Annotated in this window: 34 protein-coding genes, 1 tRNA gene and 1 pseudogene; 22 read left to right on the forward strand and 14 right to left on the reverse strand. The window is 66.5% G+C overall.

Going from position 1 to position 25,149, the window contains the following annotated elements:
• Positions 1-2 precede the first annotated feature (2 nt).
• Positions 3-1,061, reverse strand: coding sequence for a UDP-N-acetylmuramate dehydrogenase (locus tag HH308_RS06025; protein ID WP_170193281.1), 1,059 nt, complete (start codon positions 1,059-1,061; stop codon positions 3-5).
• A gap of 75 nt (positions 1,062-1,136) precedes the next feature.
• Between HH308_RS06025 and HH308_RS06030 the strand changes: the two genes are divergently transcribed.
• The 6 genes from HH308_RS06030 (at position 1,137) to HH308_RS06055 (ending at position 5,645) form a co-directional block, all read left to right on the forward strand.
• Positions 1,137-1,628, forward strand: coding sequence for a DUF2505 domain-containing protein (locus HH308_RS06030; protein WP_170193282.1), 492 nt, complete (start codon positions 1,137-1,139; stop codon positions 1,626-1,628).
• Between the two features lie 81 nt (positions 1,629-1,709).
• Positions 1,710-2,219: a DUF2505 domain-containing protein gene (locus HH308_RS06035; protein WP_170193283.1), complete on the forward strand. Its 510-nt coding sequence runs from the start codon at positions 1,710-1,712 to the stop codon at positions 2,217-2,219.
• A gap of 88 nt (positions 2,220-2,307) precedes the next feature.
• Positions 2,308-3,006 (forward strand): class I SAM-dependent methyltransferase, encoded by a 699-nt coding sequence (locus HH308_RS06040; protein ID WP_211188220.1) that lies wholly within the window; start codon positions 2,308-2,310, stop codon positions 3,004-3,006.
• A 9-nt stretch (positions 3,007-3,015) separates the two neighbouring features.
• On the forward strand, positions 3,016-3,813 hold the full coding sequence (locus tag HH308_RS06045) for a carbon-nitrogen hydrolase family protein (RefSeq protein ID WP_170193284.1): 798 nt from the start codon (positions 3,016-3,018) through the stop codon (positions 3,811-3,813).
• 58 nt (positions 3,814-3,871) lie between these two features.
• Complete coding sequence (locus tag HH308_RS06050; protein WP_170193285.1) at positions 3,872-4,894, forward strand: LmeA family phospholipid-binding protein; 1,023 nt, start codon at positions 3,872-3,874, stop codon at positions 4,892-4,894.
• A 25-nt stretch (positions 4,895-4,919) separates the two neighbouring features.
• Positions 4,920-5,645 carry a hypothetical protein gene (locus HH308_RS06055; protein WP_170193286.1) on the forward strand — a complete coding sequence of 242 codons (726 nt, stop codon included), beginning with the start codon at positions 4,920-4,922 and terminating at the stop codon, positions 5,643-5,645.
• 19 nt (positions 5,646-5,664) lie between these two features.
• Here the strand turns inward: HH308_RS06055 and purU are convergent, their stop codons facing one another.
• Positions 5,665-6,564 carry a formyltetrahydrofolate deformylase gene (gene purU, locus HH308_RS06060; protein WP_312870414.1) on the reverse strand — a complete coding sequence of 300 codons (900 nt, stop codon included), beginning with the start codon at positions 6,562-6,564 and terminating at the stop codon, positions 5,665-5,667.
• Positions 6,565-6,590: 26 nt separating this feature from the next.
• Between purU and deoC the strand changes: the two genes are divergently transcribed.
• Entirely contained in the window at positions 6,591-7,274 is a 684-nt protein-coding gene (gene deoC / locus HH308_RS06065; RefSeq protein ID WP_312870415.1) for a deoxyribose-phosphate aldolase, read from the forward strand.
• Between the two features lie 92 nt (positions 7,275-7,366).
• A complete protein-coding gene (locus HH308_RS06070; RefSeq protein WP_170193288.1) occupies positions 7,367-8,626 on the forward strand; it encodes a L,D-transpeptidase in 1,260 nt (419 codons plus the stop codon).
• A 9-nt stretch (positions 8,627-8,635) separates the two neighbouring features.
• On the opposite strand, the gene HH308_RS06075 is transcribed toward HH308_RS06070, so the two are convergent.
• The gene (locus tag HH308_RS06075) at positions 8,636-9,427 is read right to left on the reverse strand and encodes an SDR family NAD(P)-dependent oxidoreductase (RefSeq protein WP_170193289.1); all 792 of its coding nucleotides are present in this window, start codon (positions 9,425-9,427) and stop codon (positions 8,636-8,638) included.
• Between the two features lie 32 nt (positions 9,428-9,459).
• Here HH308_RS06075 and HH308_RS06080 point away from each other — a divergent pair, with 32 nt between their 5' ends.
• Positions 9,460-10,608 carry an ROK family transcriptional regulator gene (locus tag HH308_RS06080; protein WP_170193290.1) on the forward strand — a complete coding sequence of 383 codons (1,149 nt, stop codon included), beginning with the start codon at positions 9,460-9,462 and terminating at the stop codon, positions 10,606-10,608.
• A 374-nt stretch (positions 10,609-10,982) separates the two neighbouring features.
• On the opposite strand, the gene otsB is transcribed toward HH308_RS06080, so the two are convergent.
• The 4 genes from otsB to HH308_RS06100 form a co-directional block, all read right to left on the reverse strand.
• A complete protein-coding gene (gene otsB / locus HH308_RS06085) occupies positions 10,983-11,750 on the reverse strand; it encodes a trehalose-phosphatase (protein ID WP_170193291.1) in 768 nt (255 codons plus the stop codon).
• Positions 11,751-11,756: 6 nt separating this feature from the next.
• Positions 11,757-13,283: an alpha,alpha-trehalose-phosphate synthase (UDP-forming) gene (locus tag HH308_RS06090; protein WP_170193292.1), complete on the reverse strand. Its 1,527-nt coding sequence runs from the start codon at positions 13,281-13,283 to the stop codon at positions 11,757-11,759.
• Positions 13,284-13,306: 23 nt separating this feature from the next.
• Positions 13,307-13,474, reverse strand: a complete 168-nt coding sequence (locus tag HH308_RS06095; RefSeq protein WP_170193293.1) for a hypothetical protein — start codon at positions 13,472-13,474, stop codon at positions 13,307-13,309.
• Positions 13,475-13,544: 70 nt separating this feature from the next.
• Positions 13,545-14,972: a threonine/serine exporter family protein gene (locus tag HH308_RS06100; protein WP_170193294.1), complete on the reverse strand. Its 1,428-nt coding sequence runs from the start codon at positions 14,970-14,972 to the stop codon at positions 13,545-13,547.
• A 5-nt stretch (positions 14,973-14,977) separates the two neighbouring features.
• Here HH308_RS06100 and HH308_RS06105 point away from each other — a divergent pair.
• The 3 genes from HH308_RS06105 to HH308_RS06115 all read left to right on the forward strand — a co-directional run bounded on the left by HH308_RS06105 (position 14,978) and on the right by HH308_RS06115 (position 16,286).
• Positions 14,978-15,049 (forward strand) — tRNA-Thr (locus HH308_RS06105).
• A gap of 194 nt (positions 15,050-15,243) precedes the next feature.
• A complete protein-coding gene (locus HH308_RS06110) occupies positions 15,244-16,038 on the forward strand; it encodes a tyrosine-type recombinase/integrase (RefSeq protein WP_170193295.1) in 795 nt (264 codons plus the stop codon).
• Positions 16,035-16,286 carry a hypothetical protein gene (locus HH308_RS06115; RefSeq protein WP_170193296.1) on the forward strand — a complete coding sequence of 84 codons (252 nt, stop codon included), beginning with the start codon at positions 16,035-16,037 and terminating at the stop codon, positions 16,284-16,286. The genes HH308_RS06110 and HH308_RS06115 overlap by 4 nt, the downstream gene beginning before the upstream one ends.
• 6 nt (positions 16,287-16,292) lie before the next feature.
• Here HH308_RS06115 and HH308_RS06120 read toward each other — a convergent pair whose 3' ends face one another.
• From HH308_RS06120 to HH308_RS30660, 3 genes and pseudogenes are all read right to left on the reverse strand, one after another.
• The gene (locus HH308_RS06120; protein WP_170193297.1) at positions 16,293-16,667 is read right to left on the reverse strand and encodes an MmpS family transport accessory protein; all 375 of its coding nucleotides are present in this window, start codon (positions 16,665-16,667) and stop codon (positions 16,293-16,295) included.
• Between the two features lie 137 nt (positions 16,668-16,804).
• Positions 16,805-17,224, reverse strand: coding sequence for a hypothetical protein (locus tag HH308_RS29685; RefSeq protein ID WP_246284296.1), 420 nt, complete (start codon positions 17,222-17,224; stop codon positions 16,805-16,807).
• Between the two features lie 228 nt (positions 17,225-17,452).
• A pseudogene (locus HH308_RS30660) lies at positions 17,453-17,890 on the reverse strand (recombinase family protein); the annotation flags it as partial.
• Positions 17,891-18,064: 174 nt separating this feature from the next.
• Between HH308_RS30660 and HH308_RS06130 the strand changes: the two are divergent.
• From HH308_RS06130 to folE, 10 genes are all read left to right on the forward strand, one after another.
• Complete coding sequence (locus HH308_RS06130) at positions 18,065-18,664, forward strand: ParB N-terminal domain-containing protein (protein ID WP_170193299.1); 600 nt, start codon at positions 18,065-18,067, stop codon at positions 18,662-18,664.
• A 159-nt stretch (positions 18,665-18,823) separates the two neighbouring features.
• A complete protein-coding gene (locus tag HH308_RS30120) occupies positions 18,824-18,958 on the forward strand; it encodes a hypothetical protein (protein ID WP_281362936.1) in 135 nt (44 codons plus the stop codon).
• Positions 18,958-19,929, forward strand: coding sequence for a hypothetical protein (locus tag HH308_RS06135; protein WP_170193300.1), 972 nt, complete (start codon positions 18,958-18,960; stop codon positions 19,927-19,929). Before HH308_RS30120 ends, HH308_RS06135 begins: the two co-directional genes overlap by 1 nt.
• Entirely contained in the window at positions 19,926-20,744 is an 819-nt protein-coding gene (locus tag HH308_RS29515) for a hypothetical protein (protein ID WP_211188221.1), read from the forward strand. The genes HH308_RS06135 and HH308_RS29515 overlap by 4 nt, the downstream gene beginning before the upstream one ends.
• Positions 20,741-21,157, forward strand: a complete 417-nt coding sequence (locus tag HH308_RS06145) for a 6-pyruvoyl trahydropterin synthase family protein (RefSeq protein ID WP_170193301.1) — start codon at positions 20,741-20,743, stop codon at positions 21,155-21,157. Before HH308_RS29515 ends, HH308_RS06145 begins: the two co-directional genes overlap by 4 nt.
• Entirely contained in the window at positions 21,154-21,672 is a 519-nt protein-coding gene (locus HH308_RS29520; protein WP_211188222.1) for a hypothetical protein, read from the forward strand. The genes HH308_RS06145 and HH308_RS29520 overlap by 4 nt, the downstream gene beginning before the upstream one ends.
• Positions 21,669-21,815, forward strand: coding sequence for a hypothetical protein (locus tag HH308_RS06155; protein ID WP_170193302.1), 147 nt, complete (start codon positions 21,669-21,671; stop codon positions 21,813-21,815). The genes HH308_RS29520 and HH308_RS06155 overlap by 4 nt, the downstream gene beginning before the upstream one ends.
• Positions 21,812-22,012, forward strand: coding sequence for a hypothetical protein (locus HH308_RS06160; RefSeq protein ID WP_170193303.1), 201 nt, complete (start codon positions 21,812-21,814; stop codon positions 22,010-22,012). The genes HH308_RS06155 and HH308_RS06160 overlap by 4 nt, the downstream gene beginning before the upstream one ends.
• Positions 22,009-22,728 carry a 7-carboxy-7-deazaguanine synthase QueE gene (locus tag HH308_RS06165; RefSeq protein WP_211188223.1) on the forward strand — a complete coding sequence of 240 codons (720 nt, stop codon included), beginning with the start codon at positions 22,009-22,011 and terminating at the stop codon, positions 22,726-22,728. Before HH308_RS06160 ends, HH308_RS06165 begins: the two co-directional genes overlap by 4 nt.
• Positions 22,729-22,730: 2 nt before the next feature.
• Positions 22,731-23,405 (forward strand): GTP cyclohydrolase I, encoded by a 675-nt coding sequence (folE, locus tag HH308_RS06170; RefSeq protein WP_312870417.1) that lies wholly within the window; start codon positions 22,731-22,733, stop codon positions 23,403-23,405.
• Positions 23,406-23,709: 304 nt separating this feature from the next.
• On the opposite strand, the gene HH308_RS06175 is transcribed toward folE, so the two are convergent.
• From HH308_RS06175 to HH308_RS06190, 4 genes are read right to left on the reverse strand one after another with little or no spacing between them, the layout of a single operon-like run.
• Positions 23,710-24,015 carry a hypothetical protein gene (locus tag HH308_RS06175; protein WP_170193304.1) on the reverse strand — a complete coding sequence of 102 codons (306 nt, stop codon included), beginning with the start codon at positions 24,013-24,015 and terminating at the stop codon, positions 23,710-23,712.
• The gene (locus HH308_RS06180) at positions 24,015-24,659 is read right to left on the reverse strand and encodes a hypothetical protein (protein WP_170193305.1); all 645 of its coding nucleotides are present in this window, start codon (positions 24,657-24,659) and stop codon (positions 24,015-24,017) included. Before HH308_RS06180 ends, HH308_RS06175 begins: the two co-directional genes overlap by 1 nt.
• Positions 24,652-24,906, reverse strand: coding sequence for a hypothetical protein (locus tag HH308_RS06185; RefSeq protein WP_170193306.1), 255 nt, complete (start codon positions 24,904-24,906; stop codon positions 24,652-24,654). The genes HH308_RS06180 and HH308_RS06185 overlap by 8 nt, the downstream gene beginning before the upstream one ends.
• Positions 24,907-25,149, reverse strand: a complete 243-nt coding sequence (locus HH308_RS06190) for a hypothetical protein (protein ID WP_170193307.1) — start codon at positions 25,147-25,149, stop codon at positions 24,907-24,909.

Below are 25,149 nucleotides of genomic sequence, written 5' to 3' on the forward strand. Positions count from 1 at the left end.
ACCTACAGTTCGCAGCCCACCAGAACCGGCTCCGGCGTAAGCCAGACACCGAACGCCTCGTGTACGCCCGCGCGGACGTCGCGGGCGAGGTCGAGGAGCTCCTCGGTGGTCGCATTTCCCCGATTCGTCAGTGCCAGAGTGTGTTTGGTCGACAACCGCACCGGCGAATCGGGGCTGGGGTAACCGCGCGAATACCCCGCGCGTTCGATCAGCCAACCGGCGGAGAATTTGACGGCGCCGTCGTCGGCCGGATAGCGGGGGATGGTGATGTCGTCGCCGATCTTCTCGTGGATCCGCGCGAAGATCGCGGTGGCGTCGTCGGCGTCGACGATCGGATTGGTGAAGAACGAACCGGCACTCCAGGTGTCGTGATCGTCGGCGTCGGAGACCATGCCCTTGCCGCGCCGCAGCGCCAGGACCTGCTCGCGGACCGCGGCCGCTGACGTCGACCCGCCCTCGGCGACGCCCATCGCGTTGGCCAACTCACGGTAACGCAGCGGCTGTGACCGATCATCGGCGTTGAGCCACAACGAGACCGACGTGACGATCCGGTCGGAGCGGTGCTTGAGATTGCTGGTTCGGTAACCCAACTCCAGCGCATCGGCCCCCACCGTCGACGTCGTGTGCGACGCGCGGTCGAACAGCGTCACCGAACGCAGCAGATCAGCGATTTCGACGCCGTAGGCCCCGACATTCTGCACCGGCGTCGCGCCGGCTGACCCGGGGATGCCCGAAAGACATTCCAGCCCACCGTATCCAGCCTTGATCGACGCGGAAACCACACTGTCCCAAGGCTTCCCGGCGTCGACGAGGACGAAGGGGCGTCCGGCGTCGACGCCGAACCGCAACTGAGACGTCGCGATGAGCACCACCGTCGCGGCGAATCCGTCGTCGGCGACGACGAGGTTGGAGCCGCCGCCGACGAGCAGTACCTCGGTTGCGGCGTCGTCGGCGCGTCGCACCGCGTCGACGAGATCGGCGGTAGTGGTGACGCGGATCAACGATCCGATGGGGCCGCCGAGGCGCAGGGTGGTCAGGTCGGCGAGGAGGGGTGAACTCACGGTGTCAATTTACTCGCACGGCCTTCCGGGGTGTTCCCGACGCGTATCTCGAACCGATGTGATGGGATTACTGCCATGGCGAGCACTCTGCAACATTCGGTCACCTACGCGTTCCCCACCGAGCGGCTGTGGACCGTCGTATCCACCGAGCAGTACTGGCACGATCTACTCGAAGCGATCGGCCACGGCGGGCTCGATTCGTTCGCGTTCGACGGCGACACCGTGACGGTGACCATGACCCAGACCGTTCCCGAGGACAAACTGCCCTCGATGGTCACCAAGATTCGTCCCGGAGACCTGCACATCCCGCGCAAGTCGGTGCTGCGGCGTCAGGGCGAGACGATCGTCGGCGAACTCACCGCCACCGTCGACGGCGCCCCGGCGAAGGTCGACGGCAGCCAGAACTCGTCGGGTGCACCGGAATCGACGACCCGCTACACCGGAACCGTCACCGTCGCGATCCCGTTCGTCGGGGGCAAGGTGGAGAAGGCGATCCTCGATCAACTCATCGTGCTGCTCGACGCCGAGCACGAGCACACCGTCGAATGGGAGCAAGCTCACCGCTGATGGGGTAGGTGATGACCGTTTCGTGCGGAAAGTCCCGTGTCGATTGGGATCCGTGCCTTACCGAACGGTAGCCTGACAATCATGGCACGACGGCTCAGCTACTCAGCCCGCTACAACCATCCCGTGGAAAAGCTCTACGCCGCGCAGCGCAGCAGGCAGTACTGGGATGAGATGATGGCCGGCTTCCAGATGATCTCGCCGCACTGTGAAGTCGCCGAATTCGAATCCGGCGACGCCGGCATGCGCGTGGTCCTCAAGCAGACCATCGGGCGCGATCAACTGCCCGCGCTCGCGCAGACGGTGCTGATGAAGGACATGGTCATCACCCGCGAGGAATCGTTCGGTGCATTCCACCCGGACAAGACCCTGGGAACCTACACCGCATCGATTCCGGCCGGCCCCGGCAGCCTCAACGGCAAACAGGAACTTTTCCCCACCGAAACCGGATGCACCATCCGCAAGACCACCGAGGTCAAGGTGTTCATCCCGTTCATCAACGGCAAGCTCGAACAGATGATGCTGGTCAATCTCGTCGACCTGTTCCGTGCCGAAGCCGAGTACGCCGCCGACTGGGTCAACAAGAATCTCTGAGCCGCGCTCACCGGGACGTCGCGGCGTCTCCGGGCGCATCACTCGAGGCACCACTAACATCAACCGGCTCCGGCGGGTGGACCGGTGGATGGCGTCGAGCCCGGCCGTCGACGCCGCGCTGCGCACCACCCCGTCGCCGCTCGCGATCGACCTCGGTTACGGCGGACGGCCGGACACCGCCGTCGAAATGGCCACCCGACTGCGCGTCGCGCACCCGACGTTGCGGCTGGTCGGACTGGAAATCGACCCGGCCCGCGTCGTGGCGCCGATCGGCGACGTCGAGTTCGCGCTCGGCGGCTTCGAATTGGCCGGTCGCACACCGCAATTGGTGCGGGCGTTCAACGTCCTACGGCAGTACGGGGAAACCGAAGTCGCCGGTGCGTGGCGGCAGATGCAAGATGCACTCGCCCCCGGCGGCGTGATCGTCGAAGGCACCTGCGATGAGATCGGTCGACGCTGCTGCTGGATCCTGCTCGACGCCGACGGACCGCGCTCACTCACGCTGAGCTGGGCGCCCGAACACACCGATCGACCGTCGGACCTCGCGCCGCGGCTGCCCAAGGCGCTGATCCACCGCAATGTCCCCGGCGAACGCATCCACGATCTGCTGACTCTCGCCGACCGCTGCTGGGACGTCGCGGCGGCACACGCGTCATTCGGACAGCGTAATCGCTGGCGAGAGACACTCGCGTTGCTCAAGGCGTCCGGAGTCCCGGTCGATCTCCCGCGCAAAGCGACCCGTGACAACGTGCTGACCGTCCCCTGGGAGGTTGTGGCCCCCGGATAGAGTAGGCGCATGCGTGTCGCCATGGCCCAGATCTCCAGCGGAACCGACCCGGCGGGCAATCTCGCCACGATCGCCGCGCAGACAGCTCGCGCCGCAGGTCAGGGCGCCGATATCGTCGTATTTCCGGAAGCCGCGATGTGCCGGTTCGGCGTCGCGCTGGGCCCGATCGCCCAGCCGCTGGACGGTCCGTGGGCCAGCGCCGTCGTCGAACTGGCCGTACGGCACCGGCTCACCGTCGTAGCCGGCATGTTCACCCCGGCCGACGACGGACGTGTCCACAACACCGTGCTGATCGCGGGACCCGACGGCGCCCGCACCGGATATCACAAGATCCACCTCTACGACGCCTTCGGCTTCGCCGAATCCGCGACCGTCGCACCCGGCGACCGGCTCGTCACGGTCGGCGTCGACGGGCACGACGTCGGGATCGCCACCTGCTACGACCTGCGCTTTCCCGATCAATTCGTCGGTCTCGCCGAACGTGGCGCCGACTTGATCGTCGTCCCGACGTCGTGGGGCGCGGGGCCCGGAAAGAAAGAACAATGGCGCACCCTCGCGACCGCGCGGGCACTCGACTGCGCGTCGTACGTGGCGGCGGTCGGGCAGGCGTTGCCCGACGATCCCGCGGTGCGTGCCGAGAAGGCACCGACCGGCATCGGGTTCAGTCAGCTCACAGATCCGTTCGGTAGCGTTATCGCCACCTTCGGTGAGACGGCCGATACGAATACGTTCGACGTCGACCTGTCCGCCGTCGCGAAGGCACGAGCGCAACTCGGGGTCCTCGCCAACCGCACACCGATAAGTTGACCGGCCGCGCTGAGCGCACCACGCGACCAGCGCACCACAACGAGGAGAACCGACGCGCATGACCGACGAACCGCGCAGTCCGAACCACGGCGCCGACCATTCGCCCGACACCACTCAACTGCCGCCGCCGGCCACCGATCCGTCGGTGCACGCCTACTCGCGGGTCCCACCCGACGGTGCCGACGATTTCGTGCCGTACCAGGCGCCCCGGCAGGGATCGACGTCGACCTTCGACAGCCCCAGCCAGGCCTTCCCGGCGCCGTCGCAGCAGTTCGAGTCCCCCGGGGTGGTCCCGAAGGCGCCCGGCCGACGCCACCTCGGCAAGATCATCGGCTTGGTCAGTGTCGTCGTGGTGCTGCTGCTGGTGATCGGTCTGGTGAGTTTCGAGCTGTACAGCAGGCACAAGGTGAAAGACTGCATCGCCCAGGGCGTGACGTCGGTCACCGGGTCGCAGGTCGACGTCTCACTGAGTGCCAAACCGCTTCTGCTGCAAGCGCTTTCCGGTGACATTCCGTTCATTCAGGTCGATACGAAGGATGCCGCGAATGCGAGTTCGAAACTGCACCTGCGGCTCGACGATCTGACCGGTGACAGCACTGGGTCGAAGGTCGGGTCGATCCGGGGCAATGGATCGCTGTCGTTCGATCGCATCCTGGAACTGTCCAAGGGGCAGTCGACGTCGACGACGACCTCCGGGGACAGCGGGACGTCGTCGAGCAACGGGGCGATCAGCAAGATCGCGGGCAATTCGGCCGACGGCACCATCACCATCGACTCCTCCTTCGTCGTGGCGATCTTCCCGATCCCGGTGTCGGTGACGGTCAAGCCGCAGGTGGTCGACGGAAAGATCACCTTCCCGGTGACCAGCGCCACCGCGGCGGTATTCGGGATCCCGTCCCAGTACGCGCAGGGGATAGTCGATCAGATGTCGAAGTCGATGTTCTCGGCGATGTTCGACGTCGTGAAGTTCAGTTCGATCAAGGTCACCGACACCGGAGTCGACTTCGTCGTCGCCGGGGACAACGTGGCGCTCAAGCAGAACGTGTCGAACCCGAGCGGGAGCTGCTCGTCGCTGTTCTGACGATGGTGCCGGATAGAATGCTTCGATGACCGTTTTCGTCCTTATGCTGCTTGCCGCGGCATTTGTCGGCGGTCTGCTGCTCGCGGCGGAGGGAATCGCCCGGGCGCGAGTCTCGGCCCACCTCGAGCAGCGTTGCCAGGAGGTCGCCGGTCTGCAGGCGACGGTGTCGTTCAGCTCGAAACCCCTCATCTGGCAATCGTTCTCCCGGTCGGTCAGCGTCGTCGAGATCGTCAGCGCGGCACGTCCCGGCGATTTGCGGATGTCTCTGCGGGTCGCGGGAATCACCGGCGACGACGTGGCGTCGACGCTGCATCTGCTGACCTGCCACGGCTTCGTTCCGTATCCGCGGATCGTCGAACTGATCAGTGAGCGGGAGTTGTTCGGGTCGTCGCCGCACAAACTGACCCGCATTCGCGGCAGCGCCCGCGACCGCACGATCAAGGTGGATCTGCTCGCCCGGCGCGGTCTGGTCACGATGCCGGTGACCGTCACGCTCAAACCCGTGCTGACCCGCGACGGACTGCATTTTCGGGTCCGCCGGGTGCACGCGATGGTGTTCGGGGTCCCGACCAGTTTTGTGCAGGGGATCGTCGACGAGGTCGCCGACAACATCAACGACACCCTCGGTCGGTTCGTGCAGATCGAGCAGATCGCCATCGGCGACAGCGGATTCGACTTCTACGTGCGCGGCGAGAAGATCGTCGTCGAAGCCAACCTGACCCGCCCCGCGCTGCGCCGCGCGGCGAAGTGAACCACGCGGGTGGCCGCGGTCAGTTGAACACCACCGTCTTGCGTCCGTGCACCAACACGCGATCCTCCAGGTGCCAGCGCACGCCACGGGCCAACACCAGTGTCTCGATGTCGCGGCCCTGGCGGACCATGTCGTCGGTGGAGTCGGAGTGGTCGATGCGGGTCACGTCCTGTTCGATGATCGGCCCGGCGTCGAGCTCGGCGGTCGCATAATGGCAGGTCGCGCCGATGAGCTTCACGCCGCGGGCGAACGCCTGATGATAGGGCCGGGCGCCGACAAAGCTGGGTAGGAAGCTGTGGTGGATGTTGATCGCGCGCCCGGTCCAGCGCTCGCACAATTCGGGCGGCAGGATCTGCATGAACCGTGCCAGCACGACGGCGTCTGGGGCGATCTCGTCGACCAGCTCGGCGACCCGCGCGAACGCGGCGGGCTTGTCGTCGAGGAACGGGATGTGATGGAACGGCACGCCGAAGCTGCCGACGAGTCCGCCGAGATGGGCGTGATTGCCGATGACGGCGCTGATCTGAGCGGGCAGCTCGCCGCGATCAGCACGGCCCAGCAGGTCGATCAGGCAGTGACTGTCCTTGCTGACCAGCAGCACGACCTTCTTCGGCACCCGGGTCGACGTCAGCTTCCATTCGGTCCGCGGGCCGAACTCGGCGTCGACCAGCGCGGCGAAACGCGCGTGCAACTCCTCGAACTCCACCGTGATGGAGTCGGCGCGGACGGCCTGGCGGGTGAAGAACCAGCCGGTGTCGTCGTCGGAGTGGTAGGCCGCCTCGGTGATCCAGCCTCCGGCGTCGAGCAGGAACGTCGAGATGCGCGCGACGATACCGGTCTGGTCGGGGCAGCCCAGCGTGAGGATGTAGCGATCGCCGGTGTCGGTGGACGAGGTGGAGGCAGGTGTTGGCGCGGTCACGTCACTAAGTGTGCCAAGCTCGTCTCGTGAGCACGCCAAGCCCCCGCGCATTGACCCGATCCGACGTCGCCGCGCTCGTCGACCACACCTTGCTCAAACCCGAGGCCACCCGCGCCGACGCCGAGGCGACCGTGGCGCAGGCGGCGGAACTGGGGACCTACGCGGTCTGCCTGTCGCCGTCGATGCTGCCGATCGACACCGGATCACAGGTGCTGTGCGTCGTCGCCGGTTTTCCGTCGGGCAAACATCACTCGCTGGTCAAGGCCGCCGAAGCCCGCCTGGCCGTCGACTCCGGTGCACGCGAAGTCGACATGGTCATCGACGTCGGGGCGGCCGTCGACCAGCGTTTCGACGAGGTCTTCGCAGACATCCTCACCGTTCGCGAGGCCATCGGCGACAGTGCCGTACTCAAAGTCATCATCGAATCGGCGGCGCTGCTCTCGCTTGCCGGGCCGGACACCGTCACCCGGGTGTGTCGCCGCGCCGAGCAGGCCGGAGCCGGATTTGTGAAGACGTCCACCGGTTTCCATCCGGCCGGTGGCGCCAGCGTCGAGGCCGTCGCGCTGATGCGTGCCGCGGTCTCCGACCACGTCGGAGTGAAGGCCAGCGGCGGGATCCGGACCGCGCAGTTCGCCGCCGAACTGATCGACGCCGGTGCGACGCGACTGGGATTGTCGGGGACGCGCGCGGTGCTCGACGGTTTCGAGTGATAGAGCGAACGCGCTCGTCGACGCTGTTGAGTGCGCCACATCCATAAGAAACTTCGCATACACAATCGTGCGTCGCCGGTAAACTAGGAACAATGAATGCCAACGGGCCGACACGGCGCACGGTACTCGCCGCCGCCGGGCTTGCGGTGGTCGGTGCAGCGGCCGCTTGTACAACCGATAATAAGCCATCCAAACCTTCCGGGCCTCGGCAACCCACCGTCGCGGTGACCTTCTCACCCGCGCTCGACGCCGCGCCGCCCAACCCCACCGAGCAGTTCTCGGTGTCGGTCAGCGGTGGCGTGCTCAACCCCGACGTCAAGCTGATCAACCCGGCAGGCAACTCGATACCGGGCGTACTGTCCGACGACCGCAAGACCTTCACCGTCAGTACACCGCTGGGTTACGGAGCGAAGTACACCTGGTCGGGCAGCGCGGTCGGCTTCGATCGGGTGACCCGCAAGATCGACGGCTCGTTCACCACACTGACGCCGAAAGAGAAGATCGGCGTGGTGGTCAACGTCGCCGACGGCCAGGAGGTGGGCATCGCTGCGCCACTCATCCTGAAGTTCGACGGCACCGTCGAAGACAAGGAAGCCGTCGAGAAGGCGCTGACGGTCGTCACCACCCCCCACACCGAGGGCAGCTGGGCGTGGCTCGGCGAAGACAACGGTTCACGCATTCACTGGCGCAGCCGGGACTACTTCAAGCCGGGCACCAAGGTTCACATGAGCGCGAAGTTCTACGGCCTCGACTTCGGCGGCGGAACCTACGGCGACAGCGACGTCACCAGCGACTTCGTCATCGGCCGCTCGCAGATCGTGAAGGCGGACGCGTCGTCGCATCAGATCGTCGTGGTACGCGACGGTGCCACCTTGATGACGTTGCCGTGCAGCTACGGGCAGGGCGACGTCGACCGCAACGTCACCCGCTCGGGCATCCACGTCGTCAGTGAGAAACACGCCGACTTCTATATGAGCAATCCGGCGGCCGGCTACTTCAACATCCACGAACGGTGGGCCGTACGCATCTCCAACAACGGCGAATTCATTCACGCCAACCCGGAAACCGTTGGGGTGCAGGGGTCGTCGAATGTGACCAATGGCTGCATCAACCTGTCGTTGAGCAACGCCGAGCAGTATTTCGCGACCGCGATCTACGGTGACCCGGTCGAGGTGACCGGAACGCGAATCGACCTGTCGGAGGCCGACGGCGACATCTACGACTGGGCCGTCAGCTGGCCGACTTGGAAGAGCTGGTCGGCGATCAAGGGCGAGGCACCGTCGAAGAGTGTGCCCGCGACACCGAAGGGTGCTCCGGTACCACAGAACGCGAACCCATCGGCGCCGCGCTGAGTCGCGAATCTACTTATTGTTCTTGACGTTTCGCCGCGTGTCGGCCTGATCGCGCGGTTTCAGGACGATCTGGTCGAGGTTCACGTGCGGCGGTCGGGAGGCGACGAACCCGATCACCTCGGCGACGTCCTGGGCGACCAGCGGAGTCATGCCCGCGTACACGGCGTCGGCCTTCTCCTGGTCGCCGCCGAGGCGGACCAGCGAGAACTCGGTCTCGACCATGCCGGGCGCGATCTCGGTGAGCCGCACCGGTTTTCCGAGAAGTTCACCGCGCAGCGTGCGATGCACCATCGCCTGTGCGTGCTTGGCCGAGGTGTAGCCCGACCCGCCGTCGTAGAACTGCAGCGCGGCCAGTGACGTGACGGTCACGATCAGTCCGTCGCCGGACGCGATGAGCGCGGGCAGCAGCGCCTTCGTCAGCCGCAGCGTGCCGAGCACGTTGGTCTCCCACATCCACCGCCAGTCGTCGAGGTCGGCGTCGGCGACCGACGAGACGCCCCTCGCGCCGCCGGCATTGTTGACCAGCACGTCCACCCGATCGAGACGGGCGACGAAGGCCGCAACCGACGCGTCGTCGGTGACGTCGAGGGGGTAGCCGGTGCCGCCGATCTCGGCGGCGAGCGCCTCGATTCGATCCACCCGCCGCGCACCGACCACGACGTGGTAGCCCGCAGCTGCGAGAACGCGCGCGGTGGCTGCTCCGATGCCCGAACTCGCGCCCGTTACCACGGCGACTCGACGTTGGGAAGAGTTAGCGTCGGCGCTGCGCGCAGCGAAGCGCTCAGGCGAGGTGGGAGTCATGATTTCAGCGTAGTCACTGCTAGATTCGGGCCATGTCTCGCACCGGTGTCGTTGCTGCCGAACTGCACGTGGGATCGGTTCCCGCTGCCGCGGTCCTTCAGGCCGTGCGCACCGGCGGCCCCAGCACGCGTGATCAACTGGTGCTCGCGACCGGGCTGTCCGCGGCAACGGTGAACCGGCAGATCCATGCCCTGACCCGGGTGGGACTGACGGTCGAACGCCCCGACCTCGTCGACCCGGGCAGCATCGGCCGACCCAAGAATCCGCTGACCACCGACCGCGACAAACTCTGCGTCGCGGGCATGCACATCGGTGCCAAGCGGACCCTGCTGGCCATCGCCGACGTCGGGGGACGGTCGCTCTACAGCCACGCCGTGGCCACACCCGATGGCGACGGGCACGCAGCGATCGACGAATTGTGTTCGCAATTGAAGGAATTGGCCGACCGGTTCAGTGGACGTCGGCTGCTGTGGGGTGGCGTCGCGCTCGGCGGCGACGTCGACGAGCACACCGGCGTCGTCGACCATCCGGTGCTCGGCTGGCGTCGGGTGCCGGTGGGGCAACGGCTCACCGAGGCGCTGCGGGTGCCAGTGTCGGTGTGTGAGCACGTCCAGGCGATGGCCGCCGCCGAACTGCTGCTCGGCTATCCGCAGGACGGCGGCGGAACCGGACTGTTCTGCTATGCACGAGAAACCGTCGGCATGGCAATCACCTTCGACGGCCAAGTCCGCGTCCCCGCACGCGGCGCGGGCACCATCGCCTATCTGCCGGTCGACGCCCCGCTGCTGCGTTCGGGCGTCGACGACGCCCCGCTGTCGACCACCCTGCAGGATGTCATCGGCTCCGAGGCGCTGCTGGCGGCCGCGCAGCGTCGAGGGCACACCCCCGAAGATCACGAGTTGCTCGACGAGCGGGCCCGGGTGCTCGGGCAGTCACTGGCGCTGATGCGCGACGTCCTCAACCCCGATTCGATCGTCGTCGCGGGCGACGCCTTCGCCGGGCATCCGCGCGGACTGGCGCCGATCCAGGCCGCATTCGACGCCGCGAGCCATACGCCGTGGACGCTGGAACTGACGCCGTCGCGGTTCGGGGTGCGGGTCCAGGAGGGCGCCGCGATCGCGATCGCCCTCAGCGTGGTGTACGCGGACCCGATCGCATCGATCGCCCTGTCGGCGGATTAGCCTGGCCGGGGTGCCGAGGTGGCGGATTGGCGGGGTGACTATCTCGCGTCGGATTGTCGTGTCGGTGGGTTGGCGAGGCGGGTTGGCGAGGTGACCATCTCGCGTCGGATTGTCGTGTCGGTGGGTTGGCGAGGCGGGTTGGCGAGGTGACCATCTCGCGTCGGATTGTCGTGTCGGTGGGTTGGTGTGGCGGATTGGCGAGGTGACCATCTCGCTCCCCGAGTGCCGAAGCGAGGCACGAGCTTCGGTGTAACGAGGGGTAGGTGAGACGAAGAACCCAAGTCGACCCGAAACACCGTGCGGGGCGGTGTATTTGACCATCGGAGCGAGGTCTCGACTCGGCTTCGCCTCGCTAGGCGGGACGCCGCCCGCCGTCACGTACGCAGCTGTGCGAGCGTCTGCAAAACCGTTGCCACGTCATCGGTTCCGGCGACGCGGTACTGCGCGCGGGTGTCGCCGTCGCCGACCTTGATGCTCACATCGGCGTCGGGCCGCAGGTGGGCGAAGGCCTTCTCGTCGGTGACGTCGTCGCCGAGGTAGAGCACGGCGTCGGCGTCGAATCTGCTTCGCAGCGTGTCCAACGCGATGCCCTTGCTGGTGTCGATGACCGCCAGTTCGATGACGGCTTTGCCCTCGGTGGTGTGCACGCCGGGCCACCGCGCCGGACCCGAGCGCGCCGCGGCCAGCGCGGCCCGCGCGTCGTCGGGGGCGGCGTTGCGCACGTGCAGGGTGGTGCTGGCCGGTTTCACCTCTACCGTGACGCCGTCGAATCGTGTTGCGAGTGCATGGAATTCGTCGATGATCCGATTGAGTCGAGCGGTGTCTGCGGCGGTGATCGGGACACTGAACCCGGCGTCGAACTCGCTGCCGTGACTGCCGATGAGGGTCACCGAATCGCTGAGCCCGGACAGACCGCGCAGGTCGGCGAGTGCGCGCCCGGACACCACCGCCGCGAGCGTGTGCGGTGCGGTGGCAAGGATTTCGATGGCCGTCGTCGACGCCGGGTTGGGTACGGCATCTTGTGGGCGCGACACGATCGGCGCCACGCAGCCGTCGTAGTCACAGGCCACGACGAGGCGCTTCGAGGCGCACACGCGGGCCAGGGCAGCGGCGAGATCGTCGGGGATACCGTTGCTGCTCAAGCGTTTTCAGCCTTCCGGAGCGTCGTCGTCGAGTTGGTGCGCAGCGGGAGCGAGGGTGCGGTCGACGCCGGGGATGGTCGACTGACTCTCGGCGAGCGTCGTCAGGAAGCTGTTGGCCCACCGCTCGACGTCGTGGGTGAGAACCTGTCGGCGCAGCGCGCGCATCCGGAGTCGACCGTGCTCGGGATCCTGGTCGACGGCGGCGGCGATGGAGTCCTTCACGCCGTCGAGGTCGTACGGGTTCGACAGATATGCTGAGCGCAATTCGGCTGCGGCGCCGGTGAATTCGCTCAGCACCAACGCACCGCCGAGGTCACTGCGGCAGGCGACGTACTCCTTGGCGACCAAGTTCATGCCGTCGCGCAGCGGTGTCACGAGCATGACGTCGGCGGCGACGAAGAACGCCACCAGCTCCTCCCGCGGCACCGGCCGATGCAGGTACTCGATCACCGGGTGCCCGACGCGGCCGTAGCGTCCGTTGATATTGCCGACGAGTTGTTCGATGCCGGCCCGCATCGCGATGTAGGAGTCGACACGTTCGCGGCTCGGCGTCGCGATCTGAACCATCGCGATCTTCGCGGGGTCGAGTCGGTCCTCGTCGAGCAGCTCCGACAACGCTTTGAGGCGCACATCGATGCCCTTGGTGTAGTCGAGCCGGTCGACGCCGAGCAGCACCGTCGTCGGACTGCCGAGTTCGCGCCGGATCTCCGCTGCGCGGGCGCGCACCGACCTCGACCTCGCCAGCGCGTTGAGCGATTCGGAATCGATCGAGATGGGAAAGGCGCCCACGCGGACCGTGCGGAAACCCACCTGCACCAGGCCGAACTTGGACCGCACGCCGATGCTTCCCTTGGAGACCGCGTGGCCGGCGAGGCGTCGGGCGAGGTACAGGAAGTTCTGCGCGCCGCCGGGCAGGTGGAAACCGATCAGGTCGGCGCCGAGCAGTCCTTCGACGATCTCGGTGCGCCACGGCATCTGCATGAACAGTTCCACCGGCGGGAACGGGATGTGCAGGAAGAAGCCGATCCGCAGGTCGGGGCGCAGCATCCGCAGCATCTTGGGAACGAGCTGCAGCTGGTAGTCCTGAATCCAGACGATGGCGCCCTCCGCGGCCGCCTTCGACGCCGCCTGGGCGAAGCGTCGATTGACTTCGACGTAGGTGTTCCACCACTCGCGGTGATACTCGGGTTTCACGATGACGTCGTGGTAGAGCGGCCAGAGGGTCGCGTTGGAGAATCCCTCGTAGTACTCGGCGATCTCGCTGGTGCTCAGCGGCACCGCGTGGATGTCGATGCCCTCGATGTCGGGGTTGTCGTCGGAGTCGGGAACACCGGACCAGCCGACCCACGCCCCGGTATGCGACTGCAGAATCGGTTCCAGCGCCGTGACCAGGCCGCCGGGGCTGCGTTTCCAGGCCACGGTGCCGTCGGGCAGTACTTCCTTGTCGACCGGGAGTCGGTTGGCGACCACCACGAAGTCGGCGGTGCGGGCGTCGTCGGTGCAGTCGTGACCTGTGCCACTGGAAACAGTCATTTGATTATGGGCGCCGAGTGGACTCAGCTGGCATCGCCGGGGGTGATTCCGAGCATCGAGAACAGCATCCGGCATTCGTCGGCGTCGGTTGCGTATGCTGCGACGACACGGCGTGCTGAGCTGGCGGTCTCGTCGGCTACGGGCTCGTCGATGTCGGAGTCGTCGGCGAGGTCGGTCGTCTTCGGAGGCATGGTGTCCTTTGGTAGCGCTGTGCTGAGCGAGCGTAGCGAGTCGAGGTGAAACGCGGGTCGGAGTCTGATTCTACTCGTGCTTTGTACGCTGCATCCACGCTGGCCTCAGGTTCCAATCGGGCCGGTGTGGGATGTGCGGGCGTCGCAGTGCGCGTGCCACGAACTCGCCGAGGGTGACACCGGCCGCCAGGGCGCAGCCGATGGCGAATGCGCTGGCCAGCGAGGTGAAGCCGACGAGCGACTGGTCGTTGAGAATGCCGTAGAGACCGGTGTACACGGCCAGACCGGGCAACAGTGGAGTGATCCCCGCAACCGCGACGACCAGCGGTGGCGTCAACGCTCTGCGGGCGAGCAGACCACCGAAGAGACCGGTTCCGGTGGCGGCGATGCTGCTGGCGATGATGGCGCCCGCGGTCAACTGGTTGGCGACCACCACCACCGCGATACCGATCGCTCCGGCCGCCCAGGCCACCGGCAGCGCGCGCAACTCCGCATAGGACGCCAGCGCGAAGGTCGCCGCGGCGACGCCGCCGGCGATGACGCGCGCCGGAGCGTCGACGAACCCGAAGTCGGTGGTCGCGGTGACGGTGGGCAGATAGATCCCCACCGTCTCCAGCAGGCGGATCGCCATGCTGACGCCCGCGATGATGCCGCCGGTCATCAACAGCAACTCGAAGAATCGGGCGACGCCGGTGATGGGTGCGCCGGTGATCGCATCCTCGACCGACCCGACCAGCGACAGGCCGGCCAGCAACACGACCATGCCGGACGCGATGATCTGCGACGGTACGAAGTCGATCCCCAGTGTCGGGGCGGCGGCGAACATCAGCGCCGCGGGAACCACCGCGATGAATCCGCCGGAGACTTGTTGGAAGAACATCGGCGTGCCGATCCGGTTGAGGAATCGGTTGACCACGACGATCACCATCGTCGTCAACAGGGCGATCACGCCCACGACGAATCCACCACCGAGCAACACCGCGACGCTCGACGCCATGACACCCCACGCCAGCGTCGCGACCCAGTGCGGATACGGATGCGGCGCGGAAACGATCTCGTTGACGATGCGGTGGGCGGTCGCCGGACTCAGCGCCATGTCGCGGATGCGCCGGACCAGCCGATCGACCTGAGCGAGCCGGGTGAAGTCCATCGAGCGGTAGTACACCTGCCGCATCGTGCTCACCGGCGGCAGATTGTTGCCGCGGCGGGCGAGCACCATGATCTTGTTGTAGGTGACGTCGACCTCGACGTTCTCGAGCCCGTAGACACCGGCGACGAACCGGATCTGCTCCTGGGTGTCGATGGCCGCGGTTCCGGAGTCGAGCAGCACCGCACCGATCTTCGTTGACAGATCGAGGATTTCGGTGATCGCCGCCTCGTCCTCGAAATCGATCGGCTTACGCGGCGACACCATGATGCTGCCCGGCTCGATCGTGTCGATCGTCGCTTGGGCGGTACCGATGATGCGGCGCATCGCCTGACCGATATACTTGCGCACGCAATGCCTCCTTAGCTCAGTGGTAGAGCACTCGCCTTGTAAGCGAGCGGTCGTCGGTTCAATCCCGACAGGGGGCTCAAACGCTTCGGCTGGTCACCTCCGACGACGCTGGCCCGGTCCATTATGGCAGCTTGACCGAGGTGGACCCGATTCCAGATCGTGTAATCGAAATACGTTGTGCCACACGGGCGTTCGCCGGAAATACTTCGATCGTGCCATTCCCTGTGAAAGCTGTGACGGAAACGGACGAACGGGGCGCATGATGCATGGCATGAACGAGATAGCAATGTGGATGACCCACCTACACGCGGAAGGCAAAGCCAACCGCACCATCAAGGATCGCCGGATCGTATTGACCCGGTTCGCAACGGATTTGGGGCGACCGATCATCAACGCGACAACCGAAGACATCGCGGAGTGGCTGGGTCGAGACGACCTGTCCCCGGTCACCCGCAGCGTCTACCACTCGATGCTCAAGAACTTCTACGCGTGGGCCATCGCTACAGGTCGCCGCGACGACAATCCCATCCTGCCCATCCGGCCGGCAAAGCGCCCGCGCCGGCAGCCGCGCCCCATCACCATCGAACAGTTCAAGCGGCTCACCGCGACCACCGACGTACAGCTGCGCGCCATGGTGCTACTCGGTTCGCTCCAGGGATTCCGCGTCCACGAGATCGCGCGCTTCCACGCCCGCCATCTGGATCCAGAGGCACGCACCATCGAGGTGACCGGCAAGGGCGGGGCAACCTACATCCTTCCTGTCCATGACGCCATCTTGGCCATCGCCCACCGTATGCCCAAGGGCTACTGGTTCCCGTCCCAGCGGGCTGTGCACATCGGAGGCCGCACGGTCACCCAGCGGCTGCGCCTACACATGATCGCCCAGCGCGTCCCGGGGACACCGCACTGTCTGCGTCACTTCTACGGCACCGAACTCGTGGCTGGAGGAGCGGACCTACGCGTGGCCCAGGAGCTGCTGCGCCACGCGTCCCTCCAGACCACGGCGATCTACGTGGCTACGACGGACGACCGCAAGCGCGCGGCGATCGACAGGCTGGCGGCATGACTGAGACCGCGCCGATCGTCAACTGGGTTCCGACTCGCGACTTCCGCCGGGCCTGCGCTGTGTGCCAGTGGTGTGACAGCCGATCACTGCCCATCCCGGTCGGCGCTGACGGCCGCCCGTTCTTCCTGGGTGTGGGTGGCCAAGGATGGCTGGAATCGCCCTACCCGATCAGTCACCAGCACGCCGACGGATCACGCGGAAGCAAGTACACCTGCCCCGCGTGTGCGCAGCTGTGCGCGACGACGTAGGCCCCGTTAGGCCCAGCAGGTCACCGAAGCGCCGCGCCCATTGACGCGGCGCTCAGCCTTCATCACCCCGTTGACGTACACGCGGCACGCGGCGAACGAACCGTACGACCAGAACTCCACGCTCTTGAGCTGGACGCTGGTGTCCGATACCACCGTCGCGTCGCCCCAGTAGTTGCCGTCCGTGGTGCGCAACGGCAGGTGAGCGTGCCGGAAGACCTTCATCCGATTGTTGCCGTCGTAGTACTTCATGACCCAGTTGTCCGAGACGCTGGAGAACACCTGGTACCGGATCACATCCCCCACGTAGGCGTGGCCCACTCCCGGCGACACCGCAACCCCCAGGGCTGCCGCAACACACACCACCGCCGAAACCACTGCCATCTTGATTGTCCTCATAGCTGACGATTCTGACATTCCGACCAGCACAGCCCCAAGTCAGCCGTTCGTACTAACGAGGCCCGGCCACCACACGGGTGACCGGGCCTCAATTCTGTTCCCGAAACTTGAATACCTGCACGTCAACGCCAGAAGAACGTCAACCTGTCCTGGACCGGATCAGACCGAACCCGCTTCGCCTTCTTCGGTGCGACCGTCACATGATCCAGCACGATCCCCACCACCTCCCGCCGCGCGGAAATCGGGGCCTCATCCCACCACCTAGCCACATCCCGCACCGACGGCTCCGGCAACGCATTCAACGCCCGAGCTGCCTCCAACTCCCGGCGCGCTGCCTCCAACTCCTCATCCGCCCGCACCGTCCCCACCTGCACCTGCTCACGCGACAACCCCAGTGTCACAAAGTCCTCCACCAACTCCCGCTTCCGCTGCTCCAACCCCTCGATCCGCTCCGTCAGCGCGGCCGGAGACTCATTGACCGCGGCCGCCAACCCCGCCCGCCACCCCGCATCAGCCAACCGCGCCAACACCCCAGCCTCCACACGCGGCTCCACCGATCGCGCCACAATCGTCAACCCACACCCCCCAGCATTCACGGAGCACACATAGTCCGGGCGCCCGGCAGCCGACAAGTAATGCATCGACCGGCCACACCGGCCACACCGCACACCCCCAGACCCCACCAGCCGCTGCCCCGACCTGCCCTTCGGAGCAAACCGCTGCCGCTCCGGATCCTCCAACACCCCCACCAACTTCCGCCACGTCGACACCGCCAAGATCGCCTCCACCTCCGACCGCACCACCCGACCATCCACACCCCGCCGACGCCCAGCCACACGCGGATTCACCAACACCCGACGAATCACCTGCGGACTCCACCCCCGCCCCGACACCGTCAACACACCCCGACCATTCAAATCAGCAGCCAACGCACGCAACGCCTCACCAGCAAGAACCCGCTCCGCCAACTCCTCAATCACCGCAGCCTCCGACCCCACCACAGACACCCCATCCTCCGACCACCCATAAGCACGCATAAAACACACGCTACAACACACACCAAACGAAACAATCACCGAAACCAGCCACCACCAGCACAAACCCGGAAACCAAAAAACCCGAAAATCTGGGGGAGGCGCGACCAAAACACGAAACACATGACACAATGCCACTGTGACCCCACTGGAAAACCCCACCACCGGACGCATCGTCCACTACATCTCAGGCGACGGCACCGGACCACACGCAGCCCTAGTCATCAGAGGCAGCCTCTGCCCTGACCTCCAGGTGTTCCGCGATGACGGCACCATCGAGCACCACCACAGAGTGCCACCGTTCAACGGGGCACCACTGAGCTGGAAGTGGCCTGAGCGGAGTGACCGGTGACGCGGTTCGTGGGCACCGAGACCGTGCCCCTCGCTGACCTCCACCCACACCCCGACAACGTCAACAGTGGTGACCCCGACGCGATCGCCGAGAGCCTGGCCCAGTTCTCCCAGTACCGCAGTATCGTCGCCGCCCACATCACCGATGGCCCCGACCGGCTGACGATCCTTGCCGGCCACCATGTCGTCCAGGCCGCGGCACTGCTCGGCTGGGAGACGCTGCGCGCTGATGTTCTTGAGGATGTCGACGCGGACACTGCCAAGCGAATCATGCTGGCAGACAACAAACTCCCTGACCTGGGTGACGGTATCGACACCGCCGCCCTGCTCGATCTCCTCGAGGATGGGCTGGACCTGGCGGGTACCGGCTACACCGACCAGGATCTGGCGGCGCTGCGTGACCTGCACGACCAGGACCTGTGGACCCCAGACGATGCGGGGGATCAGGGTGATGGGTCCGGGGAGCTGGACCCCAAGATCTCAATGCGGGTGCCGGCCAACGTGTTCGACGCGTGGCGGCGACTACTGGACCGGTATGAGGGTGACGACGACCTGACCAAGCTGTGCTCCCTGCTACGTGGGGAGGACCTGCTGTGACGACCTGCGGTTATTCGGGTGCGAGCTGCAACGATGCAGCATTCCAACTCGGCGGTAACTTCTGATGTGGCGGCTGGATGCGATCGTGTCTGCCGCAGTGGGATTCGCGGTCGGCGTCGCCATCGTCGCAGCCGTCATCGCGCGACAGTTCGACCGCACATGACCGGAGACGCGGTGACCTGCTGGTTCGAGAAGGAGGGCGGTCAGGGCACCTGGATCTACCGGGTACGCGAGATCGACTGGATTGGCCCACCGCGGTTCCCGACCGCCCTCCTGGCGACGTGGGTGGACTGATGACCGCGCCGACGATGGACCTGCTGTGGTCCTACGTGTACGCCCGCAAACTCGACCTGCCCAGATTCCTTGGCGGGCTGGAGGTTCCACGCCTGCGCTTCTTCGCCGACTCCGGGGCGCACTCCGCACGCACCCTGGGCCTGGACCTGTCCGTCGACGACTACGGCCGGTGGTGCGTCGAGCACCAGCAGTGGTTCACCATCCTCGCCAACCTCGACGTCATCGGCGCACCCGATGCCACCCGAACCAACCAGCAGCACCTGGAGGAGCAGTACGGGCTGCACCCCATGCCCGTCTACCACACAGGGGAACCCTTCAGCGTGCTGGAGGACTACATCAGCGACGGCTACACCTACATAGCCCTGGGGAAACTGCTCGGCAACTCCCCGAACACGCTGCGCCCCTGGCTGGATCGGTGCTTCTCCCTGGCCCACGGCCGCGCGGTGTTCCACGGCTTCGGCCTGACCGTGTGGCCCCTACTCAAGCGGTATCCGTTCTACTCGGTGGACTCATCCACCTGGGGGTCCGGCGTCCGCTACGGCACCCTCAAGATCTTCGACTCCGGGCGGTGGCGGTCGATCGACCTGCGTGACCACGCCGCCATCAGCCGCCACACCGCACTGCTCGCCAGCTACGGGCTACAGCCACGCGACATGACCAGCGACCACTACGACCGGGCCGCCGTCGCGGGGGCGTGCGCGTTGGCCCAGTACCGGGCCGCGCTGTGGCTACGCCGCATCCACGGGCCCATCGAGCTATCCGCTGGCAAGGGCTACCCACCCGCCACTGATCCGGTGAGCCCCAAGGTGATTCGCCTCCAGCCCGGCCCAGAGCCACTGCATGGCTACCTGGCCGACACCGCGTCCACCAACCACGTCTGGCACGCCGACGGCATCTCCATGTACCTGGCGGACACCTCAGCAAAGTGGACCGCGACCGCGGCCCGCGTCTACGGAAAGGCAACACCATGAACGACATTCACCCCCATATCACGGTCGTCGTCGGCCCCATGTCGTGCTTCTTCGGCAACGCCAACCGGGCGATGGGCCTACGCACCCACCACCATCACGCGGAGGTGTGGCTGACCTACCGGGCAGCGCAAGGCCACCACGGCTACCCGTCGTTCCTGGCCACCAACGACGCACTACGGGAAAGACTCAAGGAACTGTGCGCCACCATCTTCACCGACGCCACCAACGAAGACGTCGCAGCCCGCCTCCTCGCCGAGTTCCGGGTGTACACGCACCCCTCCTGGCACAAGTACGGTGGCCGGTACGCGTTGGAGACAGTGGAGCTGGACGTCTACTCCACTGATGATGCGATCGGCCACGACAACGGCGTCACCCGCTACACCGCCAACCTGGGCGATGGGGAGATGGTGTGGCTGGCCCCCGACCCTGACCGTGACGGGGAGTTCACCATCGACCTGTGGCCCATCCGATCAGACCCCAAACCGCAGGCCACCCAGTTCGCGTACACCGGGGGAGGAGGCGGCGGATGCGGGGGAGCCCGACCGCACGGCACGCTGATCTTCGACCCGCCGACCGACAGGATCATGGGCGTCGACATGGAGACGATCCGCGACGCGGCCGGTGACGTGGTGCGTGAGGAACCCCGCGACCACAGCCTGGCCGATGAGCGGTTGACCGAGCTCGCTCGGCGCGCCGAACGCAAGCGACTGGAGGACCAGGTCACGGACGCCCAGCGTGCGCTGCGCGACGCCCAGCTGAGCGCCCGGGCAGAGCTGGACAAGGCAACGCGCGAGCTGAAGGAGTTCCTGCAATGATCACCGTCACCGTCAAACACCACATGAGTGCCGGCCACCGCATCCTCGGCCTGGACGGGCCAGGCTCCAAGTGCGCCAACCTCCACGGGCACACGTTCGGCATCGAGTGGACGTTCCGCACAGACAGCACCGACGTCGGCGCGATCGAGTTCGCCGCGGTGAAGGCCACGCTGCGCGGGTGGATCGACGAGCACATGGACCACGGCTACCTGGTGGACATTGGCGACGTCGTGCTGCGGGACTTCCTTGTCGCGCAAGACCTCAAGTGCTTCATGGTGTCTGGCCCGCCCACCACTGAGCGCATCGCCGCCACGATCGCGCACGCGACGGGACGCCTGGTGGCCGCCAACCTGATCCGGGTGACGGTGACGGAGGGCCCACACAACGCGGCCACCTGGGAGGCAGAGCAGTGAACGCGGCCAAGCGATTCCGCAAGCGCCCCGTCGAGATCGAAGCCATGAAGTGGGACGGCAGCCGGCAGTCCATGGACTCGTTGTGCGCCTGGGTGAACTCGCACAGCGATCCGCTCGACGACCCGTGCTTGAGCTACAACTTCATCGGGGCCGCCGATGTGTCGGACCCGGTCCTCGACACTGTTGAAGGCGATATGCGAGTCACAGTTGGCGACTGGGTGATCCGCGGTGTGGCCGGTGAGTTCTACCCGTGCAAGCCGGACATCTTCGCCGCGACGTACGACGAGGTGACCGACGTCTTCGATGAGTGGGCGACCTCCGCTGCCGCCGCGCGGTGGGCTATCGATGTCGTCGTCGCGGCGGGCCGATCCGACAAGCCGGAACTACGGAGCACCGCCACGACCATCGCCAGTAGCGTGGTCACCCCGCTGCTCCTGCCGATCAACCTCATGGCCGCCCAGCTGGGCATGACACCTCCGGACCTCCCGGACATCCCGGATGAGGTGACCGAGTGACGCGCTCGTGGCTGCTCGGGGCGGCCGGTGGCGTGATGCTCGCCAGCATCGTCGGCGACGTACCGATCTGGCTGATACTCGTGGCCGCAGCGCTCATCGCCTGGGACGTGGCCACGATCGCGGCAAAGGCGCTCGTCCAGTGAGCGCGCCGGACACCGTGCTGCATCTGCGCAACGCCGACACGGGGGAGCTCGTCGACGTGCCCCTGACGATCGACGAGCACGTCATCCAAGACCACGCCGGGCAGGTGCGCAGTGTGTCGACGTCGGTGATCGCCGATGTCGAGGGCATTCCTGGCGGCACCTACGAGATCATCGAGGGCACGGAGGAACCACTGTGAGCACCCTTGGAATGCCTGGCGGCGCAACAACTTTGCCCGTCTCGGAGGTCTTTACTAATACGATTCAGGGGGAGGGGCCACGCGCCGGCATGGCCTGCCAGTTCGTGCGGTTGGGCGGCTGCAACCTGAGCTGTAGCTGGTGTGATTCCGCGTACACGTGGGACGCCAGCCGATACAGCCTGCGCGCCGAGCTGACCCCGATGACCGCCACCGAGATCGCCGCCCAGCTGACGCCGGGCCTGCCGGTGGTCCTCTCCGGCGGGGAACCACTGCTCCACCAAAACTCGCCCGCGTTCCGGCAGCTGATCCACCAGCTGACGATGATGAACTGCGACGTGCACGTGGAAACCAACGGCACCCTGGCGCCCCCCGCGCTGCTGCTGTCCAGGGAGACCACGTTCATCGTCTCCCCGAAGCTGGGCAACGCGGGCGACCACAAGTCCAGCCAGTCCCCGCAGCCGTGGATGGGGTGGCCCAGGATCGCGCGCGCTCACCTCAAGTTCGTGGTCGCCGACGCCGATGACGTGGGGGAGGCTGTGGCCCGCGCAGACGCGATGGGCATGCCGCGGCGGCGTACCTGGGTGATGCCGCTGGGTACCACCACGGAGGAGCTGCTGGAGCGGTGGCCGGGGATCGCGCGCGCCGCCGCCGACCACTACATCAACGCTTCACAACGCTTGCATGTGTTGGCGTGGGGCGACCGGAAAGGAACCTGACAGTGGCCAACCAATGGAATGCGGTATATGACCAAGCGGTCCGCTCACTTAACGAGGAGCGCTTCGAGCCGATCACGATGCCGGAGCCGTACAACCCGGACACGTTCGCGGAGGCCCGCGCCCACGGGACCGCGGTGGAAGCCGTAGCCCAGCTGCTCGGTGCGCTCGGCGTGGACGAGGGCGAGCACACCGCAGCCACCCCGGCGCGTGTCGCCAAAGCCTGGGCAGAGATGCTGTCCGGCTACCGGGAAGACCCCGCCGACCACCTGGCGCGCACGTTCCCCGCCCCCGACGATCCCGGCCTCGTCATGGTGGCGGGCATCGCGTTGACGTCGACATGCGCGCACCACATGCTGCCATTCACCGGGCGCTGCACGGTCGCCTACCGGCCGTCACCCGGCCAACGCATCGTGGGCCTATCCAAGTTGGCGCGCGTCGTCCACGGCTATGCACGACGCATGCAAGTCCAAGAGCAGATCGGCGCGCAAGTCCTCGACGCCATCGTCGCCAAGCTCAACCCGTCCGGGGCGATGGTGCTGATCACCGCGTCACACGATTGCATGCGGCTACGCGGGGTACGGGAACCGGACTCGGTGACGACGACCCAGGCGCACCACGGGCTACTCACCGACTCGGAGCGCGCGCTGATCCACGCCGAGCACGCACGCGCCCGGTAGGCTCGGAGTCGTCCGGGTCGCCCCCCCGATCATCCCGGACAGCACAACGCCCCCAGGATCACCTGGGGGCGTTGCTCGTTCAGTGCTCGTCGCTCACTGGGTCACCGTGATCTGCCACGAATCCCCCTCCCGCTGATCCCGGCTCTGTGTGTGCCGCACCGACACCCGCGCCGTCGTAGGCCACAGGTCCAGTTGGTCAAGGAACTCACGCAGCTCGGCCAGCGTGGGCCCCGACCGGTGCCCTGCGCGGTCACCGTCTGAGACACCCGCATCTCCGCCATCACGTACTCCACACGTCCGCTCATCACGCACTCCGTTCTGCGTCGCGGTGTTGCCAATCCCCTACCGCCGCACGGTCGATATGCGCTGATACGCCGTACCTCGCCATGTCGGCAACTCGATGCTGAGCGGCGGTGAGCGAGAAAAACCGACGACCTCGGAACGTGGGAGCCGCAAGGTAGCCATCTTCGCCCCGGTACCAACGGCTCTCTTCGTCGGGCCACTCGCTCGGCCAGTCATAGTCGTCCGCGTACTGTTCCTGCTCGTCGAACGGTTTGCCGTCCGGCGTGGGGTACGCGTCGATAACGACGCGGTAGACGTGCTCGCTCATCACGCACCTGCCTTGGCTGCGCGGTCACGCTCTGCGTGGATCGCGGCGAGTGCGACGTCTTCCCAGGACGCGTTCCACTGGTTGCCGCGGCAGTCCTCCGCGACCTGCTCAGCCAGCTCACGGTCTGCGGCGTCGGCGTCGAGCCGGTCGGCTTCCCGGTCGAAGATGAGAGCGATCGACGTGTCGCCGGAGCGCAGACGCCAATCGGGCCGATTGCGCATGAGCTGGGCCGCCGCACGCCACCACATCGGGTCGGACGCGTCGGGGGTGGGAAGGCCCACAGCTGCCGCGTCAAGAGCGGCCTCACGGTCTGCGAGCGCGCCAGCGGCTGCCTCAGCGACGCGCACCAGCCCGTCGACGTCGATGCGGTCACCGTGAGCCACACGCAGGGCGTCAGCGATCCGCGTCATCGCGGCCAGATACTTGGCCGTCTCGCCATCGGCAGTGGCCGTGGCTGGCACCAGCGGGGTGAGGGCGCGCTTGCAGGCGTCTGCGCGGGCGTGCCAGATCCTACCTTTGGCCCAAGTTGATGTTCGCCACGGCTGATCGTCGCCGTCGTCGGTCAGCAGCCACGTGACGCCGTCCTCGTCGTGGAAGGCGTCGCCAACCTTGGCGGTGTCGGCGGGGTGTGTCTGGTCATCCATCGTGTTCTCCATTCATCTGTCGGTACCGGTCGCCGATCGCGCCCGGCAGTCTGTTGATCCACCTGTCGATCGTTGAGGCCCGCCACACCGGCAAGCCATGCACGATGGCGTCCGGCGCGGGCAGATCCGACCGCTTCGCCGGGATGCCCCGTTCCCGTCTGCGTGTGGCCCGGTAGTGGCGGCGGCGCACGCTGGTCGGCTCGATCCCCAGCCGCGCGCCCACGGTCGCGAAATCCAGCAGCTCCATCTACACGTCCTCCCACCGGAAGCGCTGCCAGTGGATGAAGCCCCCAAACCCCCAGCGGGTGTGACGTTGCCGGTATGTGGTCAGCCATCCGTCGTCGCCAGGCGTGAAGCCGAAGCGCTTCTCCCGCTCGATGATTCGGCTACGGTTCGCCTCGGGCACCTCATAGCGGTCAACATGGTCCAGCCAATCGACGGGCCCACGGTCGGTGTCGCTAAACCCCTCCTGGACGACCTGCATCAGCAT

The sequence above is a fragment of the Gordonia asplenii genome (assembly GCF_012933505.1).
GTDB classification, from domain to species: domain Bacteria; phylum Actinomycetota; class Actinomycetes; order Mycobacteriales; family Mycobacteriaceae; genus Gordonia; species Gordonia asplenii.

Excerpts from the sequence above, each read along its gene's own strand:
- HH308_RS06030 (WP_170193282.1), top strand. The coding sequence starts at position 1,137 with ATGGCGAGCACTCTGCAACATTCGGTCACCTACGCGTTCCCCACCGAG.
- HH308_RS06035 (WP_170193283.1), top strand. The coding sequence starts at position 1,710 with ATGGCACGACGGCTCAGCTACTCAGCCCGCTACAACCATCCCGTGGAA.
- HH308_RS06040 (WP_211188220.1), top strand. The coding sequence starts at position 2,308 with ATGGCGTCGAGCCCGGCCGTCGACGCCGCGCTGCGCACCACCCCGTCG.
- HH308_RS06045 (WP_170193284.1), top strand. The coding sequence starts at position 3,016 with ATGCGTGTCGCCATGGCCCAGATCTCCAGCGGAACCGACCCGGCGGGC.
- HH308_RS06050 (WP_170193285.1), top strand. The coding sequence starts at position 3,872 with ATGACCGACGAACCGCGCAGTCCGAACCACGGCGCCGACCATTCGCCC.
- HH308_RS06055 (WP_170193286.1), top strand. The coding sequence starts at position 4,920 with ATGACCGTTTTCGTCCTTATGCTGCTTGCCGCGGCATTTGTCGGCGGT.
- HH308_RS06070 (WP_170193288.1), top strand. The coding sequence starts at position 7,367 with ATGAATGCCAACGGGCCGACACGGCGCACGGTACTCGCCGCCGCCGGG.
- HH308_RS06075 (WP_170193289.1), bottom strand. The coding sequence starts at position 9,427 with ATGACTCCCACCTCGCCTGAGCGCTTCGCTGCGCGCAGCGCCGACGCT.
- HH308_RS06080 (WP_170193290.1), top strand. The coding sequence starts at position 9,460 with ATGTCTCGCACCGGTGTCGTTGCTGCCGAACTGCACGTGGGATCGGTT.
- HH308_RS06090 (WP_170193292.1), bottom strand. The coding sequence starts at position 13,283 with ATGACTGTTTCCAGTGGCACAGGTCACGACTGCACCGACGACGCCCGC.
- HH308_RS06095 (WP_170193293.1), bottom strand. The coding sequence starts at position 13,474 with ATGCCTCCGAAGACGACCGACCTCGCCGACGACTCCGACATCGACGAG.
- HH308_RS06110 (WP_170193295.1), top strand. The coding sequence starts at position 15,244 with ATGAACGAGATAGCAATGTGGATGACCCACCTACACGCGGAAGGCAAA.
- HH308_RS06115 (WP_170193296.1), top strand. The coding sequence starts at position 16,035 with ATGACTGAGACCGCGCCGATCGTCAACTGGGTTCCGACTCGCGACTTC.
- HH308_RS06120 (WP_170193297.1), bottom strand. The coding sequence starts at position 16,667 with ATGGCAGTGGTTTCGGCGGTGGTGTGTGTTGCGGCAGCCCTGGGGGTT.
- HH308_RS30120 (WP_281362936.1), top strand. The coding sequence starts at position 18,824 with ATGACCGGAGACGCGGTGACCTGCTGGTTCGAGAAGGAGGGCGGTCAG.
- HH308_RS06135 (WP_170193300.1), top strand. The coding sequence starts at position 18,958 with ATGACCGCGCCGACGATGGACCTGCTGTGGTCCTACGTGTACGCCCGC.
- HH308_RS29515 (WP_211188221.1), top strand. The coding sequence starts at position 19,926 with ATGAACGACATTCACCCCCATATCACGGTCGTCGTCGGCCCCATGTCG.
- HH308_RS06145 (WP_170193301.1), top strand. The coding sequence starts at position 20,741 with ATGATCACCGTCACCGTCAAACACCACATGAGTGCCGGCCACCGCATC.
- HH308_RS06175 (WP_170193304.1), bottom strand. The coding sequence starts at position 24,015 with ATGAGCGAGCACGTCTACCGCGTCGTTATCGACGCGTACCCCACGCCG.
- HH308_RS06180 (WP_170193305.1), bottom strand. The coding sequence starts at position 24,659 with ATGGATGACCAGACACACCCCGCCGACACCGCCAAGGTTGGCGACGCC.
- HH308_RS06185 (WP_170193306.1), bottom strand. The coding sequence starts at position 24,906 with ATGGAGCTGCTGGATTTCGCGACCGTGGGCGCGCGGCTGGGGATCGAG.
- HH308_RS06190 (WP_170193307.1), bottom strand. The coding sequence starts at position 25,149 with ATGCTGATGCAGGTCGTCCAGGAGGGGTTTAGCGACACCGACCGTGGG.